Annotated in this window: 12 protein-coding genes; 5 read left to right on the top strand and 7 right to left on the bottom strand. The window is 43.1% G+C overall.

The window, feature by feature from the left end:
* The first annotated feature begins 82 nt into the window (after nucleotides 1-82).
* Nucleotides 83-1,453 (top strand): FAD-binding oxidoreductase, encoded by a 1,371-nt coding sequence (locus tag MsAm2_RS00575; RefSeq protein ID WP_338097885.1) that lies wholly within the window; start codon nucleotides 83-85, stop codon nucleotides 1,451-1,453.
* 33 nt (nucleotides 1,454-1,486) lie between these two features.
* Entirely contained in the window at nucleotides 1,487-2,605 is a 1,119-nt protein-coding gene (locus MsAm2_RS00580; RefSeq protein ID WP_338097886.1) for a (Fe-S)-binding protein, read from the top strand.
* 236 nt (nucleotides 2,606-2,841) lie between these two features.
* Here MsAm2_RS00580 and MsAm2_RS00585 read toward each other — a convergent pair whose 3' ends face one another.
* Both MsAm2_RS00585 and MsAm2_RS00590 read right to left on the bottom strand, forming a co-directional pair.
* Nucleotides 2,842-4,089 carry an ORC1-type DNA replication protein gene (locus tag MsAm2_RS00585; protein ID WP_338097887.1) on the bottom strand — a complete coding sequence of 416 codons (1,248 nt, stop codon included), beginning with the start codon at nucleotides 4,087-4,089 and terminating at the stop codon, nucleotides 2,842-2,844.
* Nucleotides 4,090-4,934: 845 nt separating this feature from the next.
* On the bottom strand, nucleotides 4,935-5,393 hold the full coding sequence (locus tag MsAm2_RS00590; protein WP_338097888.1) for a 30S ribosomal protein S15: 459 nt from the start codon (nucleotides 5,391-5,393) through the stop codon (nucleotides 4,935-4,937).
* A 420-nt stretch (nucleotides 5,394-5,813) separates the two neighbouring features.
* On the opposite strand from MsAm2_RS00590, the gene MsAm2_RS00595 reads away from it, so the two are divergent.
* A complete protein-coding gene (locus MsAm2_RS00595; RefSeq protein WP_338097889.1) occupies nucleotides 5,814-7,325 on the top strand; it encodes an MATE family efflux transporter in 1,512 nt (503 codons plus the stop codon).
* 412 nt (nucleotides 7,326-7,737) lie between these two features.
* On the opposite strand, the gene MsAm2_RS00600 is transcribed toward MsAm2_RS00595, so the two are convergent.
* Nucleotides 7,738-9,651: a sodium:solute symporter family protein gene (locus tag MsAm2_RS00600; RefSeq protein WP_338097890.1), complete on the bottom strand. Its 1,914-nt coding sequence runs from the start codon at nucleotides 9,649-9,651 to the stop codon at nucleotides 7,738-7,740.
* Nucleotides 9,652-10,246: 595 nt separating this feature from the next.
* On the opposite strand from MsAm2_RS00600, the gene MsAm2_RS00605 reads away from it, so the two are divergent.
* Nucleotides 10,247-10,918 (top strand): diacylglycerol/polyprenol kinase family protein, encoded by a 672-nt coding sequence (locus MsAm2_RS00605; RefSeq protein WP_338097891.1) that lies wholly within the window; start codon nucleotides 10,247-10,249, stop codon nucleotides 10,916-10,918.
* Nucleotides 10,919-11,130: 212 nt separating this feature from the next.
* Here MsAm2_RS00605 and hisB read toward each other — a convergent pair whose 3' ends face one another.
* From hisB to hisG, 3 genes are all read right to left on the bottom strand, one after another.
* Nucleotides 11,131-11,718: an imidazoleglycerol-phosphate dehydratase HisB gene (hisB, locus tag MsAm2_RS00610; protein WP_338097892.1), complete on the bottom strand. Its 588-nt coding sequence runs from the start codon at nucleotides 11,716-11,718 to the stop codon at nucleotides 11,131-11,133.
* A 104-nt stretch (nucleotides 11,719-11,822) separates the two neighbouring features.
* Nucleotides 11,823-12,620, bottom strand: a complete 798-nt coding sequence (gene hisA, locus MsAm2_RS00615; protein ID WP_338097893.1) for a 1-(5-phosphoribosyl)-5-[(5-phosphoribosylamino)methylideneamino]imidazole-4-carboxamide isomerase — start codon at nucleotides 12,618-12,620, stop codon at nucleotides 11,823-11,825.
* An 18-nt stretch (nucleotides 12,621-12,638) separates the two neighbouring features.
* A complete protein-coding gene (gene hisG, locus MsAm2_RS00620) occupies nucleotides 12,639-13,499 on the bottom strand; it encodes an ATP phosphoribosyltransferase (protein WP_338097894.1) in 861 nt (286 codons plus the stop codon).
* Nucleotides 13,500-13,951: 452 nt separating this feature from the next.
* On the opposite strand from hisG, the gene MsAm2_RS00625 reads away from it, so the two are divergent.
* A complete protein-coding gene (locus tag MsAm2_RS00625; protein WP_338097895.1) occupies nucleotides 13,952-15,157 on the top strand; it encodes a methionine adenosyltransferase in 1,206 nt (401 codons plus the stop codon).
* 184 nt (nucleotides 15,158-15,341) lie between these two features.
* Here the strand turns inward: MsAm2_RS00625 and MsAm2_RS00630 are convergent, their stop codons facing one another.
* Nucleotides 15,342-20,054 (bottom strand): beta strand repeat-containing protein, encoded by a 4,713-nt coding sequence (locus MsAm2_RS00630; RefSeq protein ID WP_338097896.1) that lies wholly within the window; start codon nucleotides 20,052-20,054, stop codon nucleotides 15,342-15,344.
* Nucleotides 20,055-20,139: the final 85 nt, after the last annotated feature.

Here is a 20,139-nt window from a genome sequence, read left to right on the forward strand (position 1 = left end):
ATATTAACCTCAATTTAATAGAATATTCAAAAAAAGGTTTACAATCCGGCCTTTTAAATCATTTCAACAGATGTTGATTTTTATGGACACGTACGAATTACTCAAAAGTATCTTCCGGGACCGCGTGACAAAAGCGTCCTCTGATCTTTGTTGCTACTCCGCTGATGGCTCCCAAGTACGCGGGCGTCCCGAATTTGTCGTTTTGCCTAAAACAACGGAGGAAGTGTCTCAAGTTCTTGCGTACGCCAATACGCATCTCATTCCGGTCACCGCCCGCGGCGCCGGAACCGGGTTGGCGGGGGGCTCCGTTCCGCTGTCTGGCGGCATCGTTTTGGACATGACGCAAATGAATCAAATCTTAGAAATCGATATCGACAATATTCAAGTTGTCGTCGAGCCTGGGGTCGTCCAAGACAAACTTAATGAAGCCCTTAAGCCGTACGGCTTTTTCTTTCCTCCAAATCCCGGAAGTTCCGCTTCCTGCACGGTCGGCGGACAAATCGCAAACAACGCAAGTGGTATGCGCTGTGTTAAGTACGGAACCACCAAAAATTATGTTTTGGATTTGGAAGTGGTGTTGGCGGACGGAACGGTCATTCATACCGGTTCAAAATGCTTAAAATCCTCGGCTGGGTATGATTTGTCCCGGCTCTTCGTCGGCTCGGAAGGAACACTCGGGATCATTACAAAAGCCACACTCAAACTGGCGCCGCTTCCCAAATCCCGAAAACTCATCATGGTCTCGTTTAAGACCCCGGAATTGGCGGGACAGTCGGTTTCTAAAATTTTCGCGGCCGGCGTGATTCCCTCCGCATGTGAAATTTTGGACCGGACTTCTATTCAAGTTCTGACAAAATTGGAGCCGAATGTGATTTTACCCAAAGACGGCGATGTCATTTTGTTTGAAGTCGATGGCAGTAAACAAGCCGTGGATGAATCCGCCGAAATGCTTGCCGCCGCCTGTAAAGATCTTGCAAGCAGCGTGCTTGTCACCGGAGACGCCGCTCAAATGAAAGAGATCTGGGACGCAAGAAGTCTTCTTGGAGCGGCGGTTTCGAAAATGGACCCGACAAAAACCCGAATCTATGTCGGGGAAGACTTAGGCGTTCCGATTCAAAAATTGCCGGAAATGTTGGCCAAAGTGTATGAGATTGCCGATGAGGTCGGTCTTTTGCCGATGATTTATGGACACATTGGAGATGGAACCGTTCATGTCGGACAGTTTATTGACGTTTTGGAAGAAGAGGAATGGAATAAACTCAACACCGCCGCCGACCGGTTACATTTGGCGGCCATTGAACTGGGCGGGACCGTCAGTTCCGAACACGGAATTGGTGCCGCGCGCGGTATGTATCTTCAGCGTCAATGTGGTCCGGCGTTTGATGTCATGAAATCAATTAAAAAATCGTTGGACCCGAATGGGATTTTAAATCCTAAAAAATTGGGTATGTAAAAAATCAATTGGAATTTTGAGGGAAATTTACGAATGTCTTTTTCTAAAATCGATAAGAGAGATTTATATCGCTGTGTCAGCTGTGGGAATTGCCGGTCTGTCTGTCCGGTGTTTGAGCAAAGCGGCTGGGAATCCCAAAATACCCGAGGCCGCATCCTTCTCATTCGTGATTTGTTTGAAGGTGTTGTGCACGACGATGCGGTTTTTGAAAGTTTGAACACGTGTACGACGTGTGGGTATTGTAAAACCACATGCCCAGCCGGTGTCAACCCGCCGGAACTTGTGGAGGCGGCCCGGTATGGTTTGGTGGCGCTTGGAAAAATGACGCCGACGCAAGCTAAAATCCATGACGCTGTGGAAACGCATGGGAATACATTGGCATCGTCGGATGACCGGAGAGCTTGGCTGGCCGGCGAAGCGTTGACAATTCCGAAAAATCCGGAATACGTTTTCTTTGTCGGATGTCTGGATTCCTACCGCTTCCCGGACAACGCAAAAAAGACTTACAAAATTCTCAATAGGCTGGGAGTCGGTCTTTTGGAAGATGAAAAATGCTGTGGGTCTCCGCTTCTTCGAATTGGATTTAACGCGGATGATTTGATTGCGCACAACGTGGAGCAAATCCAAAAATCCGGGGCCAAAACACTTATTGCCGGCTGTGCGGGGTGCTACAATACGCTTTTGAATAATTACAAAGACGTTTGCCAAAAAAATGGCATCCGGACGGATTTTAATGTGGTGACTGTTTCTCAATTTTTAGCGGCGCATTTGGATGATTTAAAAAATGCAGGTTTAAAGCCTCTCGATCTTAAAGTTACATATCACGACCCGTGCCATTCCGGCCGTCACAATGGAATTTTTGATGAGCCACGCCAAATTATCCAAACGGTTGTCGGTGCGAATAATTTTGTGGAAATGGCTTCCAATCGTGAAAAATCCAGGTGTTGCGGCGGTGGCGGCGGGGTTCGTTCCGGCTACAATGATTTGTCGATGGCAATGGCCAAAAGAAGATTGGCGGACATTCCAAAAGGGATTGAATATTTGGTCACCACATGCCCGCTTTGCTACCGGAATTTGAAAGATGCCGGCGGAAATGATGTCAAAGTCATTGATATTGTTGAATTGGTGGAAATGGCGATGGAAAATCAATAATTTTTTTCCGCCGATTTCATTTTTCGCTTTAAAAACCCTCATTTTTCTTGTTTTTTGTTTTAAAAGTCGTCCCTCATTTTTCTTGTTTTATTAAAAAATGTGTCGCATAACGCGTGCGTGTGTCGCCGGCAAAAAAAGGCAAAAAATGAAAAAAGAAGAACGAAAAACAAAAAAAGACGAAAAAAGAATGAGAATAGGATGAAATAAATTTGAAAAAAAGAATGGGAAAGTGAGATTTAGAAGTATCCCACTTTCACGTTGTAGCCCTGAAGCGGGCTGATTTTGTAATCTTCTAAAAGGACATCATAGGTGTTTTTGACGGGGACGGATAACGATATTTCTTTGGTCCGGCCGTAGCGTCCTTTGCTGACGACCATGGCGTTGATGATGCCAAGCATGTCGAGCTCCGACATTAAATCCGTAACACGGCGTTGTGTTAAAATGTCCATATCGATGGTTTTGCACATTTTGCGGTAGATGTTGTACACTTCTCCCGTGGTGATGGCGGACGGCTGCCCATTTTGATTTTGGTTTTGCGTGCTGAGGTTGAGCATGACGATGCTGAATAGAACCAATTTGGATTGCGTCGGCAGGGTGCGGACCACTTCAACAATCCGGTCCACTTCGATTTTGTCTTGCGCAATTCGGACATGGCTTTCCGTGACCTTTTTTTCGTCTTTTCGTTCCGCGATTTCTCCGGACACGCGCAGTAAATCCAGTGCCCGGCGGGCATCTCCATGTTCCTGGGCGGCTAAAGCGGCACACAGCGGAATGACGGAAGTGTCCAGGACGTTTTCATTGTAGGCCATCGCCGCGCGCTGGTATAAAATGTCGCGGATTTGGTCGGCATCATACGGCGGATAGATAATTTCCTCTTCGCCAAGTGAGCTTTTCACCCGCGGGTCGAGGAAATCGGTAAATTTTAAATCGTTGGATACGCCAATGATGCTGACTTTGGCGCGTTTTAAATTGGAATTGATGCGGGAGAGGTTGTACAAAACGTCGTCTCCTTTTTTGACCAATTTGTCAATTTCGTCTAAAATCACGATGAGGACCTGTTCTTGGGCATCCAGAGCTTCTCGGAATTTCTGAAAAACCTGGTCCGTCGGCCATCCGGTCATCGGGATATCTTCCCCAAAGTGGCGGGCCAGATTTGCCAGCAGCCGGTATTGAGTGTCGATGACTTCGCAGTTGACATAAATGACAGAGCATTTGATGCTCATGCGTTCGCTCATGTTTTCGAGTTCTTTTCCAACATAACGCGTCACTGCGGTTTTTCCGGTTCCTGTTTTTCCGTAAATCAGGATGTTTGATGGTGTTTCACCCCGAAGCGCCGACACCAAAATCGTTGCCAATTCTTCAGTTTGAACGTCGCGGTGCACCAAGGCATCGGGTGTGTAAGAGTGGCGAAGAACTTCTTTATTTTTAAAAAGAGATTCATTCTCCAATAAACGTGTAAATAATTGATTCAGGGAGCTGGTCATACTGCTTATTCTCCGGTCTGGAAATCAAGCTCAACAAAGTGAAAGAGCAAATAATTGAAAAAGCAAATTAGGAGACCCCGGCCAGGCGAAAAACAATTTTCGCGGAAGTTTTTTGGGGATTCGAACACAAAAGACGCTGTGGCTGTCATCCTTTGTCGTTTTTGATTTTTGTTTTTGATTGAATTTGATTAATTTGAATTTGATTAATTTGGTTTTTTTAATTTTTTCGAAAAATTAAAATTTAAGAAAAATTGTGTGAATTCATTTTTTTTATTTTGAAATCGGAATGAATCCAATAGAAGTATAGGTGTATAAAGGTTATGGTAAAGCCCCCCTTTGTTTCTTATGGAATAGCAATATCAGTCGCCTTTGCTAATAAATAGGCATTTTGAATGATTTTGAACAAAATAATAAAAAATCAAAAATAAATCTGAAGATAAACACCATCGAGTAACACAATCTATTATTAAAAATCATTCTGAATAGAATTTTTTGATTTCCAATGGAAAAAGAGCGGATTTATCATGAAGGATTATTTCGTTTGGAATTCCCTATAAATGAGGATTTACCGCCCTTCTTTTTATATTTAATAAATATTATAAAATAACAATCGATTTAATTAATTTAAGGTCTGTTTCTTTGGAAAAAGCCAAAACGAAGAAAGCCAAAACGAATCAAACTGAAATCAAAAACAGATACTGATAAAGAAACAGATACTGATAAAGAAACAGATTCTGATAAAGAAACAGAAATTGAAAAACAGAAAATAAATACTAAAAATTGAAATAAAAAGAAAAAGAGAATCGGAAAAATTCCGATTTCTTTTGGGATAACCGCTTTTGCGGTTATCTGGTCAACATCACTTCGGCGGTTTCCGGCTTGTAGACCCAGTCCATCGGCAAAACTTTTGTCTCATGGTAGTAGTTCACAAGTCTTCTGATTTTGGATTCCGTCAATTGAAGGGATCTTTTGTTGTGAAGGTCTTTTTTGTTGGCGGCCAAGTGCTTTCGAAGACCGAGTGCTTTCATAATCAAGTTTGCCAAATCTTCCGGAACGCGTGGTCCGGTTTGGTTTTCTTTAAGAATTTGGGTAATTTTTTTGCCGGTCACAAGTCTGACATCGCCGACACCGTATTGGTCTCTTAAAATCATGCCGATTTCGCTGGTTGGGATGCCCTGTTTCCAGAGGTCCAAAATGATTTTCACAGTGTCTTCGGAAGATACATTCACCCATTCGGGGACTTCGGTTCTGAGCGGCTTTTTTGAGCCGGCTTTACCTTTTCTTTTGGTGTGCATTTTTGCCATTTATTTGTCAACTCCGAATAACCGCTACTTCGAAAAGTCATGTCCAAAAACCAGGCCGGGCAGGCCGCTTGAAACAATTATTTCTTCGCGTGTTATTGTGTCGAAAATGAATCAAAAAAGAAATAAATCAATTTGAAATAAGTCGATATTTGAATCAAAATCGCAACATTTCCAAACAGCGACATGATATATAAACTTTCGGAAAATAAAATGAAAAAAGTTTTGTTCATTTTTTCCTTTTTTTTATTTATTATTTTTTCTTATTTATTTTATTGATTTATTGATTTTGTGTTTAATTTTTCACAAAAATTAAAATAAAAAATACAAAAATCCGTTTGAACAAACTTCAAATATAACCTTCGCTTAGTGAGAACAAAACCCTGGAAAGTATTTTATTTTCAAAAAGCGGAGTCTTATTCTATGGTATCGGATATGGAAAAATCAAATCAAGCGCACGAAACTCAAACAAAATTTTCGGAAAATCAACCGGTTGGCCAAACCGCCAATCCAAAATCCGGCGAAATTCCCCCTGAAAAGATGACAAGGGGCGTTTCCGATCTTCTCGGAAATCCGAAAAAAGCCTTGATTAAAGTTTCTATTCCGGTCATGGTTGCCTTATTTTTCCAAGCTGTTTACAACTTGGTCGACACCTTTTGGGTGGCGGGTCTCGGAGATGAAGCGTTGGCCGCCGTCGGTCTTGTTTTTCCGTTCTTCCTGGGTCTCATGGCTCTTGCGACCGGGGTTGGTGTCGGTGCCGGCTCCGCAATTTCCCGGGCAATCGGCGCGAAAGATAAAGCCAAAGCCGATAATTTCGCGACGCACGCAATTGTTTTGGGGGTTATCCTCAGTTTTGTGTGCTGGCTGGCGGTTCCGTTTATGGAACCGGTTTTTTTACTGATGGGCGCCGACTTATCTTTGGCGGACATGGCGGCCGGATACGCAAATATTTTCATCTTTTTCGTTGTTTTCATCTTTTTGCTCAACATCGGAAACTCGATTCTCAACAGCGAAGGCAATTCTCGAAAAACGATGGCGGCAACAATTGCCGGAGCGCTGCTCAACATCGTTTTGGACCCGATTTTCATTTACGATTGGGGACTCGGGCTTGGCGTCAACGGGGCCGCTTACGCAAGTGTTGTTTCGTTTGCGGTCTCCATGTTCATGATTCTGTATTGGCTGCTCATTGAAAAGAAAACTTATGTCACCATCAGTTTGCGCCGGTTTAAATTCAACACCGGAATCATTAAGGAAATATTGACGGTCGGCATTCCGGTCACCGCCGCGCAGTTGACCATGTCCATTTCCACCATCTTTTTAAGTTCCATTGTTCTTTTTGTTGGCGGGACGTACGGCGCCGCTGTTTACACGACCGGCTGGCGGATTGTTTCCATGGGAATCATGCCGATGCTGGGATTTAGTACCGGAATGACGACAATGGCCGGCATTTCCTATGGCGGGCGCGACATGAAAAAACTCAAAGACGTTTACTATTTTGCCATTATGTTTGGAGTCGGGCTTGAGCTTATTGTCGCCGCACTCATCTTTGTCTTTGCGGAGCCGGTTGCTGCCGTTTTTGCGACAGGGGAGTCCGCATATTTGCATGACGGAATTGTGGAATTTTTAAGATACATGTTCCTCCTCTTCTTGTTCTTCCCGGCCGGTATTTTGACGTCGTCCATGCTTCAAGGACTTAAAATGGGAAAATGGTCTCTTTTCCTGACGCTTCTGCGGACGGTCGGACTTGAAGTGCCGCTGGCTTACCTTTTCAGTATCTATCTCGGAATGGATTTAGTCGGGGTCTGGATCGGCCTTTTGACCGGTGATTTCTTGATTATGATTATCAGTTTCGTGCTTGGAAACTATATTATCTCCAAACTGAAAAAAAGATTTGTTGAGCCGGCATCTGTTCCAACATCTGTTCCGGCGGCTTAAAAATTCGGCAGCAAAAACTCGGCAGCAACGCTATCAGAATTTTTCATTGGCGGAGGATACTAAATTATAAAATTTGCTGCGCAAACCCCCTTTTGGTCGCATAACTGTTGCAACAATGCTACCACAAACCGTTGCAACAGTTGCGAATAAAGTATAAGTGACAACAACGGCAAATCGGTGCAATATTTTTTTTTTAAAAATAAAGGGCAAGATCCTGTTTTTACTTCTTTTTTAAAAGCCAAACCACCCGATTTTAATCATCTTTTAAAATGTGTTGCTTTAACGCGCGGCGGCGGCGCTCAAAATAAAAACCGAAACAAACGACAAAACAGATAATGCAAAAAAATAGAATCGAAAAATAAGAGACAAATGTCTCTCATTTTTCCGTTTTTAAAAACTTTTTTTGTTCATTTTACTTCTTTTTTTTGGGCTCGAGAAAATCGGTAAAAATGCCCATTGATTTGAGAAGGGCGGCAATTTCTTGGTAAGCCAGGAAAATTTCCACATGAGCAATTTTTGTTCCATCGATGCGCGGCTCGGCGGAAATCCAAATTTCTTGCTCGTTTTCTCCGCGTGAAATCACCGGACAGGACAACAAATCGCCATGGGTCAGGCGATAAATATTGTTACGGCCGGTTGAGGAAAACCAAGCTTCGTTGGATTTTTTCAGTTCATCCGTAAAACGTTCCCAGTTCAACGGGGCAGAAGCTTTCAAATCCAATTGCAATTGGTTGCGCTCGCCGGATTTTTCGATTTGGAGGACCTTTTGGAAGGCTTTGTACTCTTCTGAGTTTTCGTTGACGTGCGACACTTCATCGCGTTCCAATTTTTTGGCTTCTTTGGGGAAAAACGGAGCCAAATTGTAAACGGACGACTTTTTTGTCATGAGGGACACAATGACCAATGAAATCAAACTCAAACTCATTCCGATAATCACACCGTGGCCGGTCATAATCGGGCTGAGGCTTTCTAAGTAGTAAACACCATTAGTTGCACCCATATACAAGTCAATGACAACCATGGAAATCTGAGCGACACCGCCGACAATCAAAGAAACAGTTGCGCCTTCCTTGGTGGCACGGTTCCAATAAAGGCCGCCCATTAAGGGGAAGAAGTAGGCTGCGCTTGCAATGTAGGTCGCGATGTGAATGAATCCAATGATGTCGATTGGGAGGAAAGATACAATCACGGCACCGATAATGATAATCAAAACGGTCACCCGGTTCACGACTTTCAAATCCTTCATAGTCGCGTCCGGTTTGATGTATCTTTGGTACAAGTCACGGGAAATGGTGGATCCGCCGGAGGTGGCGAAAGTGTCCGTACAAGACATGGCGGCGGCCGTTAAACCAAGTGCCGCGGCGATGATAACCGGCGCTCCGTAGTTATCGGTGATGAATCTTAAAAGAGCGGTTTCGGCGCCCATCATATCGGTGATGTCCGGATATAAAAATTTCAAACCGAGTCCGAGCAAACAGCAGGAAATACCGAAAATCAACAGCATTAAGAACGAACCCAAGAAGAATCCGTTTCTTGCCGCTTTTTCATCCCGGGTGGCCCACACTTTTTGCCATTGGTCTTGTTCGGAAATCCATCCCGGCATGATGGCGACACAGAAAATCAAAACCATTGGGAGGCCGAGCGCAAACGGATTCCACCAGGAGGAAGGTTGCGATGTGGTGAGGAATTGTGACATTGTAAGTCCACTGACATCGGTTGCGGCGAAGATGACGGCAATTGCCAAAAAGATGGTAATGGCGGCCAAAAGGACATATTGAATCACATCGGTCCAGACGACGGCGGAGAGACCGCCGAGGAGAACATAAACGGAAACGGAAACCGCAATTAAAATCGCGGCCCAGACCGGGTCGATGCCGAAAAAGACGTTAAAAATGAGAGACAATCCGGAAATGTCGGCGGCGGCGAAGAAAATCATCACAATGGTAATGATGATGGCAACCGGGCCGCGAATGGATCCGGCGTACCGCTGTTCTAAAAGTTCGGGCTGTGTAATAGCCGGCAGGCTTTTAATTTTTGTGACCAAAAGGCCGATTAAGAAAAGAGCAATCACGTTGGGCGCCGCGAAGAACCAAATGGAGCCAACGCCGTTGAGTAAATACATCGCGGTGACGGCCAAAATACCGCCGCCCGTAATCCAAGATGCTGCGGTCGCAAATCCGGTCGGGATTGCGCCGAGTTTTCTTCCGGCCAGCCAGAAATCAACGACAGAGCGTTGCTTTTTATTGAAATACCATCCAATCGCCACAAGAATTAAAATGTAGGCGGCAAGGACGATTCCAAAGCCAATCAATAAATTTGTATCCATGAAATCACCTGTAATCTGTAACTGTAAACAAAAACGTTATTCGCTCGTGCTTTTCAATTGTTTTTTTCAATTGATTCTCTCAATCGTTTTTTCCAATTGATTCTCTCAATTTTTTTTCCAATTGATTCTCTCAATTTTTTTTCCAATTGATTCTCTCAATTGTTTTTTTTAATTGCACTATTTAATAGCGTTTTGCATTGCCTAACGGATGCAGCGTAGCCTGTCCGTTTAGATTGTTTTTGTCTCTTTCATTATCCGGCATTTTAAAAACTATAACAAGCATGACAATTTTTAATTTAAAAGCATCCAACAAACTGAAAAAAAATAATTGCCGTTTAATGAATTTTGTTTTTGAGTCATATTTCACACAATATTTTGCATAAAATATGATTTTGCATACTTTGCATTTTTACATAATTATATTACATATTACCGGTTAATACAGTTTAATTTCTGTTCAACTCAAAAATATGCAACATAAAACATCATAAAATCGTTATATAATAATAAATAGATTTTGATGATATCGATTTATTAAATATTTATTATAATATTTTAAAAATAATTATTTTCCCTTGTGAGTATTGTGAGAAATATGTCTGACCGTTCCGTCTCCAAAAAAAGCATACCCGATGCTGAAAAAAATGAGTTCCGTCAGGAAATCAAAAGAAAGTTGCTTCATATGACTTCTTTTGTTTTTGTGATTTTCATTTATTGGGCAACGCAAGAAATGGCTTGTTTTGTTCTCGGTCTTTTGTTTTTAGGTTTGGTCGTTGCCGAATGGTTGTGTAAAATGTTTCCGGCGCTTAACAATATTAAAATTAAATATTTTTCCACGGTTCTTCGGGAAAACGAAAAAACCGGAAACGTCAGTTCCGTTTGGTTTTTACTGGGTTGTTTTTTGTCGGTTTTGTTGTTCTCTAAAGATGTCGCAATCATCGGAATTACGATTCTCATTTTTGGAGACGCGTTTGCCGCGCTGGTCGGAAAACGGTTTGGGAAACACAAATTTAAAAACGGAAAGTCTTGGGAAGGGTTTTTTGGATTTGTCGGCATTTCTCTTTTGTTTCTGACCGCTTATGTTTTTATTTTGGATTTGACCCGAATTTTTACTGTCTTTGCTGCCCTTTCCATTGTTGTTGCGGCACTTGTTGAAATTTATACCAAGCAAATAAAAATCGACGACAATTTGACCATTCCGCTGACTTTTGGAATTATGATGCAGATTCTGATAATGTTTTTTGAAAGCTTGATGCTTGGGCTGTAAAATAGACTCAAAAACCGGACCGCCGAATTTTCATAAGTTCAAAAAAGTTGTTGCTTTAACGCGAGTGGGCGAAACAAAAATAAAACCGCAAACGGATGAGCAATGTTCAAATAAAAAACGATCCGTAATTTTGTTCCTCTTTTCTTAAAAATTGCCGCCATAACGCGCGCGCCGGCGGCCCCCAAGAACAAAAATCAAATAAAAATTAGATTTTAAATGATTCCTTTTGTGCTTTTGATGGTATCACTTTCAATCACAACCGCCCGCTTCATGGCGTACGCGAACGCTTTAAAAAGCGCTTCGATTTTGTGGTGGTCGTTGTCGCCTTGAACTTTCATATTCAAGTTCATTCCGGACGACACGGCAAAGGATTCAAAAAAATGTTTGGTCATCTGCGTGCTGTAATCGCCCACCGCCGGCGCGAAAAAGTCGGCATGAAATACCAAAAATCCACGGCCGCCGATGTCAAGAGCGACTTCCGCCAAGGATTCATCCATCGGAATCCGGGCTTCTCCAAAACGTGCGATCCCGCGTTTATCAGAAAGTGCCTCTGCCATCACTTTTCCAAGAACAATGCCGGTATCCTCCACCAAATGATGACCGTCCACATGCAAATCGCCGGCGGCGTTGACCGTCAAATCAAAACCGGAGTGGCGGGAAAACGCATCCAACATGTGGTCAAAAAAACCAATGCCGGTTTGGATATTGGAAATTCCGGTCCCGTCCAAATTCAAATCAATTGTGATGTCCGTCTCTTTTGTTTTTCGAGAAAGAGACGCTTTTCTGGCTTTTGATGTCATAATAATTCTCACAAAAACTAATAAATTATGGAATTTATGAAAAATAATAAATGAATTATGATAAAAACGGTTATACAAGTATTAAACAATACTTGTAATCCGGCTTAAACATTTGACTTCAACGCGGCAATCGCGTCTTCCAATGTGAATTTGTGTGTGTACAACGCGCTTCCGACCACCGCGCCCCAAGCGCCGATTTTCTTTAATTCAAATAAATCATCAATGGTCGTCACACCGCCGGATGCGATCACCGGAATTTGAACCGATTCAGTCAATTCCTGCGTCGGACGAACGTCTACGCCTTTTAACAATCCTTCCGTATCGATATTGGTAAACAGAATGTATCCGGCACCCAATTCCTCAAAGGATTTTCCAACGTCTACCGCCTTTTTTGTGGAAATTTCCGTCCAGCCTTCCACCGCCACATAACCGTTTTTGGAATCCAAGCCGACAACAACTGATTTTTTTCCAAAACTCTCCGACACGTCCCGGACAATTTTCGGATTTTTTAGGGCGATTGTGCTCAGAATTACCCGGTCGGCCCCCCAATTCAAAAGCTTGGCCGCATCTTCAAAAGACCGGATTCCGCCACCGATTTGGATTTGAATGTCCAGCGGTTTTGCACGGGATATAATTTCTTCGATGATAGACGCGTTTTTGCGTTTTCCTTCAAAAGCACCGTCTAAATCCACCAAGTGAAGCGTTTTCGCACCTCGGGCGACCCAGGAAAGTGCAACTTCCGCCGGATTGTCCAAAGATACCATTTCACTGCCCGGAATTCCTTGAACCAATTGCACGCATTTGCCGTTTTTCATGTCGACCGCAGGCAATATTTCAAAATCCGGATTTATTCGTTTTCCATGTCCGTTTTCGATTTTGTTTTTTTTGTTTTTGGAATCCATTGTTTTTCCCCCCAAACATTATGGGATCAAACGCTCAATCGGCAGGACCAAAATGTCACGGGCACCGACCAATTTTAATTTCCGAATCAGCACAAAAATCATGTCGGCATCCACGACAGCGTGGACGGCAAACATCGGCTCCGGGCCTTCGACTTGCATAATGGTCGGGCCGTTGAGTCCGGGAATGATCCGTTCCACGTCTTTGAGCGCCGGCGCCGGCACGTTCATCATGATGTAGCGCTTGGTTTTGGCCAAAAGAACACTTTCAATCGCCGTGATGACGTCGGATATTTTTTCTTTGCTTTTGACGCTGGTTTTGTTGGCAATCAAATAAACCTTGGATTCAAAAACAGGTGAAATCGCCTTTAATTTGTTAATCATCATGGTGGTTCCGGAGCTTGTGATATCCACAATCGCGTCCGCGACACCGATATGCGGTGTCATTTCGCAGGCGCCGCTGACTTGAATGACTTCAACATCCACTTTTCTGTCCTTGAAAAACCGTTTGGTAATTTCCGGAAACTCGGTGGCCACCCGTTTTCCCGCCAAGTCTTCTACTTTAAGGATTGGGGACGCTTCGGGAACCGCTAAAACAAGGCGAGAGCTTCCATATTTTAAATCTGTCAGGCATTGAACGTCGGCGCTTCGCTCCACAACCAAATCAAGACCGGTAATTCCTAAATCGGCGGTTCCTTCCGCGACGTACAGGGGAATGTCGGCCGCGCGCGCGAAAATAAAGGTAATGTCCGGGTCGGATGTTTTTGCGATCAATTGACGGCTCTCGTTGCCGCCGCCGTAAACCGGAAGGCCCGCGTCTTTAAAAACCTCAAGCGTCGGCTCGTGTAAACGGCCTTTATTGGGAATAGCAATACGAATCATTTTCATTTCCTTTTGAATGAATTATTTCACGCAAAATTTCTTATTTTGCGGTAAAATTATTTTGATAAAATTCACAACGAAAAAACATTGGAAGTCTTGATGAATAGAATCTGTTTTTCATTAAAAACTTAATGATTCTTTTCCAAGAACAATCTTTTTTGTGTTCAAGACAACCAAACTTTACAAAAATAAATTACTACCAGTTATATTCATGTGTAAAGAATATATACTATTGACTCGTACTGTCACGTCCTGTAATTTAACTTTGATTAACTTTGAAAAATCACAAGACGAAACCAAGAATCAAAACAAAAATTAAAAAAAATTAAAAACAAATTAAAAACAAAAATTAAAAAAATTAAAAACAAATTAAAAACAAAAATTAAAAAAAATAAACCCAAGAATAAAAAAATAATCTGATTTTTAAATGAAATAAAAAAGAGGACACATTCATGGCGAGAAATATTTGTGTGGAGCCTTACATGGCGACACCAATTGAAAAACAACAAATTGAATTGGTTGAGCGAAAAGGAATCGGACATCCGGACAGCATTGCCGACGGTCTTGCGGAATCGGTCAGCCGCGCCTTATGTAAAGAATACATCCAAAAATGCGGCGGGGTTTTGCATCACAACACCGATGAAACTCAAATCGTTGCCGGTCGTTCTATTCCGGAATTCGGCGGCGGACAAGTCATCCAACCGATTTATATTTTGTTGGTCGGGCGGGCCACCAAAGAATTTCAGGGAACGAGCATTCCGGCGGACACCATCGCGCTAAAAACCGCGCGCAACTACTTGAAAAACACGCTTCCGAGTTTGGATGTGGATTGTAATGTGATTTTGGATTGCAAATTCGGAACCGGATCCTCTGATTTGATGCACGTGTTTGGCCGCGACTCCAAGGTTCCGGTCGCAAACGACACATCTTTTGGGGTTGGTCATGCGCCGTTTTCCGAACTTGAAAAAATTGTCTACAACACCGAACGTGCGCTTGTGGAAGATCTCAAGAAAAAGAAAGGTCAAAAAGCCGTCGGTGAAGACATTAAAGTGATGGGGCTTCGAAACGGTGAAGATATTACGCTCACGATTTGCAGCGGCCTGGTCGGACAGTATGTGGACGACATTGGGGCTTATGTCAATATCGTTGAAGAAATGAAGGATTATGTTCTTGATTTGGTTCCGAAGTACACGCAAAGAAATGTGACGGTGGACATCAACACGGCGGATGACATTGCCAAAGAGTCGGTCTTTTTGACGGTCACGGGGACTTCCGCGGAAATGGGAGACGACGGCTCGGTTGGCCGCGGAAACCGTTCCAATGGTTTGATTACGCCCAACCGCCCGATGAGTATGGAGGCGACAAGCGGCAAAAATCCGATCAACCACATCGGAAAGATTTATAATTTATTGTCGACGCAAATCGCCCGTCAAATCGCAACCGAGCTTGATGGAATCGACGATGTTTATGTCAAATTGTTGTCTCAAATCGGGCACCCGATTGACCAGCCGCTCATTGCGAGCGCGCAAATCAGTACGAAGCCGGGCGTGAAATTCGATTCCATGAGAAAAGAAGCCGAAGGAATCATTGACGAATGGCTCGCAAATACCCGCAAAATCACCGAAATGGTGGCCAAAGGCGAACTCGATACATTCTGATTTTTAATTTTTTTTGTTTTAAAAAATCAGATTTCTTTTTTTTTAAAAATTAATTTTTGAGTTCATTTTGAGTGAATTGAATTTTAAATAGAAAAACAACATGATTTCTCATGTTGTTTTTTTGAAATTTATTGTTTTTTAGCATTATTTTGTATTCTCTTTTGTTTTTTAGCCAAGACAAAAATTACGGTTCCCAGAACAGGGACGGTTTAGATCCGTTTTTCCAATAGTATGTTCCGGACACCGAGTTGCCCCACCCAAACACCTCTCCATCCCATCCGTCTGCTTGATCTAAACCTTTCTTAGTCCAAGTTCCTGTTCCGCCAACGGTTGCGTAGTTATTACTTAACGTGCTGTCTAGCATCGTTCCGATTATACGGTGAATATTGCTGCCGGATGCGGAAATTTCTGAATTCAACGCATTTGAATTACTGATTGATATGTCGGATCCGTTTCCAATCAAACCACCGACAGAATCGTTTCCGGAAACGCTGCCTGTTGTGTAAATGCGGTTGACCACAATCTTGTAGGTTCCCGATCCCGTTGCTAATCCGATTAAACCGCCTACATTATCACCTGTTGCTGTCACGTTTGCGGTGGAATAACTGTTATTCACATTGTTGTATGTAATACCATTTGCATTCGGTTTTGAAATAAAGTCTATTTTTCCAATCAAACCACCGACATTGTTTTCCCCGGTGACATTTCCGCATGCTTTGGTTGAAATAATGTTCATACTCGATTTGGAATAACCGACCAAACCACCGACATTATCTTTTCCGGTGATATTTCCGCCGGCATTCGTCTCTCCGCTCTTGTAGTATCCGATAAAACGGACCTCTTCTCCTTCATGAAGCCCGATTAAACCGCCGACATTATTGTTTCCGGTAACATCTCCGGATGCGTTGATTTTCGAATTTTGTGGGGTAAAATCATTGGGCGCGATTTTGGCCAAATTATTATTTCCAACCAAACCGCCGACATTGTCACAGTTGGGTGCATGGACATTGCCGGATGCATTGGTATTTCCGTTTATTGTCCCCCGTGTGCTCATTTGGTTTGTGGAGTCTATGTTATTATTTCGTCCGACAAGCCCGCCAATATTTTTACCGCTTCCTGAAATTACTACATTACCACTCGAACTCGAACTTAGGACCTGCCCCTCGCTGTAACCGACAAGACCGCCGATGTCCTCAATATTTACTCCTGTAACATCGACATTACCGGATGATTTGCAAGTGGTTTGAATTGAACCTGAATTATAGCCGGCAAACCCGCCAACCATTGAGATATGGTTTCCACGAACATCGATGTTTCCATTAGAAGTGGATTTTTCAATCATCGTCGTAGCACCCGAATTCTCAATCTTTTGGTCCATATTGCCTACAAAGCCCCCGACATACCGGATATTTTCTGTTGTCTTAATCAAAATGTTGCCCCTTGAAATGGAATAGTGAGTGCCACAACCTGGTCTATTTTGTTTGTTTTTTCCAAACAAGCCACCGATATTTTCAACATCGGATTCACTATCTATTGTAACGTTACTGCTTGAGCCAATATACCACATTTGGCGTGGATGTATATTTGACCCGATCAACCCGCCAACGTAGCTTCCGGTTGCATAAACGTTGCCGCCTGAATAATAATACCGCACATTTTCATTGCTACCTGCATTTTGTCTGTCATTTTCTCCAATAAGTCCGCCGACATAGTTATTTCCGGAAACGTTTGCCGCTGCGTATATATATTCTGCCGGGTTGCCAACAGGTGGCTGTCCTACTGCTGCTGTTTCTCCGACAACACCCGTATTCTTTCCGATGAATCCTCCAACGTAATCATTTCCGGAAACATTCACCAAAGAATTAACGGTTGACGTGTCTTCCATATATTGGAATATATTTGTCGGAACGATATGATCGCTTAGAACAACATTAATAGAGCCGGCGGTTGAAGTTTTTACGGTTCCGGAATTGTTTCCGATGAGTCCGCCGACGTAATCATTTCCTGTAACAGAGGATCCGTTGTATGTAACTCCTGATATTGTTGAAGAAACGGAACAAGATCCGATGAGTCCGCCGACATAATTATTTCCGGCAACGGTTCCATTCACAAATATCGTTTCTGTTGCCGTTCCGGCAATTTCTCCGGAATTGTATCCGATAAAACCACCCACATTATCCAGGCCGATTATATTTTTTGAAAACACCAAGGCTTCGCTCGGCGTAATCGTTCCGCTGTTTTGTCCGAAAACGCCACCAACACTGTTACTGTTTTCGGTACTGGTGATTGCCGAATCGACCGTCGAATTGTCCAAAGTCAAAGCAGCAGAATTGTTGCCGATAAATCCACCGATATTCATTCCTCTTTGACTGTCTGTTCCGGTTCCGACCACTTTGGACACAACGGTTGACATTGTAATTGTACCATTGTTGTTTCCGATGAAACCGCCGACTTCAGAATGACCTTTAATTTCAGCCGGACTGGCCGGGTTTCCTGAATCTACTTTTGAGGTTGAAATAATATCCGTAGCAGGGGTGTTGACAACATTACTGCCGATTAAACCGCCGACATATGTATTTCCTGAAACCAATGTGCCGTTGTAGGTCATGTTTTCAAGAGATGCATTATTTGCACCGATGAGACCACCGACATAACGGTCTCCTTCAACCGTTCCATTCACGGCGAGGGTGTTTTCATTATTGATCTTACCATAATTTGCTCCGATAAAACCGCCGCTGAAATTGAGGGCTTCAATGTTTTTGGACAAAACGGTATTTTCATTTATTGTAATGGTTCCCCAATTTCCTCCAAAAACACCACCGACATAGTTACTGTTTGATGTTGTCAATGTAGAATTAACCGTGGAGTTGGTCAGCGTCAAATCAGCCGCATTGCTTCCGATAAATCCGCCGATGTAATCGCCTTTTGTAGCAGCTGTTCCGGTTCCGGTCACATCTGATACAACTGTTGAAGTTGTAATGATTCCACTCGCGTTATTCACACCGATGAAACCGCCAACAAGGTTTACTCCGGAAACATTAACAGGGACTGCAGAGGATCCGACGGCAGAACTTTCAATTAAACCGCTGTTATTTCCGATGAAACCACCGACTTCTCTTTTCCCTTCAACAGAGGAATTGAGAACATTTGAGTTTTCAATGGCTCCTTCATTTTTGCCGATAAATCCACCTATATAGAAATTTCCGGTGATTTCAACCGGGTTGGCTGAATCTCCTGAATTAACGACGGAATCTGAAATCGTGTCCCCATAGTTGGCACCGATTAAGCCTCCGACATAATCATTTCCTGTAACAGAGGATCCGTTGTATGTAACTCCTGATATTGCTGAAGACGCAGAACAAGATCCGATGAGTCCGCCGACATAATCATTTCCGGCGACGGTTCCATTCACAAATATCGGGTCTGTTGCCGTTCCGGCAATTTCTCCGGAATTGTATCCGATAAAACCACCCACATTGTCAAGCCCGGTTATATCTTTTGAAAATACCAACGGTTCACTTGGAGTAATCTTTCCAGCGTTACTTCCAAAAACACCACCGACTGCTTTGCTGTCCGGTGCTGAAACAGAGGAGTTCACCGTCGAATTATTCAATGTCAAATCAACAGCATTGTTTCCGATAAATCCGCCAATGCCACTGCCGCCGGATGAAGATACTTTTATTCCAAATACATTTGAAACAACGGAAGAGGTTTCAATCAATTCCCAATTGTCACCGATAAATCCGCCTGTCTCATGAATTCCTTTGACCGTAATCGGGTTGGAAGCTGAACCGGCATTAGATTCCTGAATCGGGCCCATGTTACTTCCGATCAGTCCGCCGACACCTTTCTCTCCGATGATTGTTCCGCCGATAATATCCACATTTAATATGGATCCTTGATTGTATCCGACAAGTCCGCCGACATCACTTTTTCCGATGATTTCTTGGCCGGTTAAATCAATGGTAATATTTCCGATTTTAGAACCGGTTTCCGTCGCTCCAAATATTCCGACGTTTGTGGAAGTCGACTTATTTATGTAAAATTTTTCAATTTTTTTGTTGTTTCCGTCAAACTTTCCATCAAATGCATCCGTTGTGTCGTCTGTTCCAATCGGATCCCAGCCGGTTCCGTCATTTCCGGCTCTCTCATAAAGATTGGTTGGTCCGGCTGCTTGGTTCCAGTCGTCCGGATATGTCAAATCCTCATCCAGTTGGAAGAATCTACCGCTTCCATTTCCTTCGGTATAATATCGAAGCGCGTCAAATTGAACAATGTGTTCCATTGTAAACGGATCGGTGTCTGTTCCGGATCCGGCTTCAAACGGATAATTGACACTTCCAAAGGGGTCATTTCCTTTTGATACGGAATAAGTGTATAATTCACCGTCTCCCGGTGTATTTAATTGAGAGCCGCGAATAGAAACCAAATAAGTGAATTGCAGTAATTCGTATTTGGTGACGTCAAAATCTGCCTCCGGAACTGTTCCTTGGTCTGCCGGATCGCTCATGTTTTCAAAAGTAATATTATTGATATCCGCCGCGCTTGAAATTGTATCATTGGACACCAACACTCGAAGGGTGTGCGTTGTTTCATTGTAATCGTAAAGCTCTGTTTTGAATTCAAGCGGCATCGGAGGATTGACCGGAGGATTGGTCGGATCGGTTCCGTTTCCGCCCGGTGTCACAACAACCGGACCCGGAGGTTCCGGGCCGCCGTCGCCCTTGTGAATAAATCCTTCACCGGTTGAACCTTGTCCTGAAACCGTGCATGAGCAAAGCAAATCATTTTCATCTTTAAAACTTAAGCAAGTCGTAAAGAGAAGAGCCAGCAAAATAACAATTAAAATGACAATTGCAATTTTTATGTAATTCTTATTTTTTTCTTGGGTTTTCATAATTTCCCTTTTTTTTGATTTTTTAGTTTTTAATTTTAACCGATTTATAAATCCAAATAATAAAACAAAAGTCAAATAAGTGATA

Origin of the sequence: Methanolapillus ohkumae (assembly GCF_032594355.1) — an archaeon.
GTDB lineage: Archaea > Halobacteriota > Methanosarcinia > Methanosarcinales > Methanosarcinaceae > Methanolapillus > Methanolapillus ohkumae.

Bases quoted from the DNA above. Each gene is read 5' to 3' on its own strand.
- MsAm2_RS00630 (WP_338097896.1), bottom strand. From the start codon at position 20,054: ATGAAAACCCAAGAAAAAAATAAGAATTACATAAAAATTGCAATTGTC.
- MsAm2_RS00590 (WP_338097888.1), bottom strand. From the start codon at position 5,393: ATGGCAAAAATGCACACCAAAAGAAAAGGTAAAGCCGGCTCAAAAAAG.
- MsAm2_RS00605 (WP_338097891.1), top strand. From the start codon at position 10,247: ATGTCTGACCGTTCCGTCTCCAAAAAAAGCATACCCGATGCTGAAAAA.
- MsAm2_RS00625 (WP_338097895.1), top strand. From the start codon at position 13,952: ATGGCGAGAAATATTTGTGTGGAGCCTTACATGGCGACACCAATTGAA.
- MsAm2_RS00595 (WP_338097889.1), top strand. From the start codon at position 5,814: ATGGTATCGGATATGGAAAAATCAAATCAAGCGCACGAAACTCAAACA.
- MsAm2_RS00600 (WP_338097890.1), bottom strand. From the start codon at position 9,651: ATGGATACAAATTTATTGATTGGCTTTGGAATCGTCCTTGCCGCCTAC.
- hisG (WP_338097894.1), bottom strand. From the start codon at position 13,499: ATGATTCGTATTGCTATTCCCAATAAAGGCCGTTTACACGAGCCGACG.
- hisB (WP_338097892.1), bottom strand. From the start codon at position 11,718: ATGACATCAAAAGCCAGAAAAGCGTCTCTTTCTCGAAAAACAAAAGAG.
- MsAm2_RS00575 (WP_338097885.1), top strand. From the start codon at position 83: ATGGACACGTACGAATTACTCAAAAGTATCTTCCGGGACCGCGTGACA.
- hisA (WP_338097893.1), bottom strand. From the start codon at position 12,620: ATGGATTCCAAAAACAAAAAAAACAAAATCGAAAACGGACATGGAAAA.
- MsAm2_RS00585 (WP_338097887.1), bottom strand. From the start codon at position 4,089: ATGACCAGCTCCCTGAATCAATTATTTACACGTTTATTGGAGAATGAA.
- MsAm2_RS00580 (WP_338097886.1), top strand. From the start codon at position 1,487: ATGTCTTTTTCTAAAATCGATAAGAGAGATTTATATCGCTGTGTCAGC.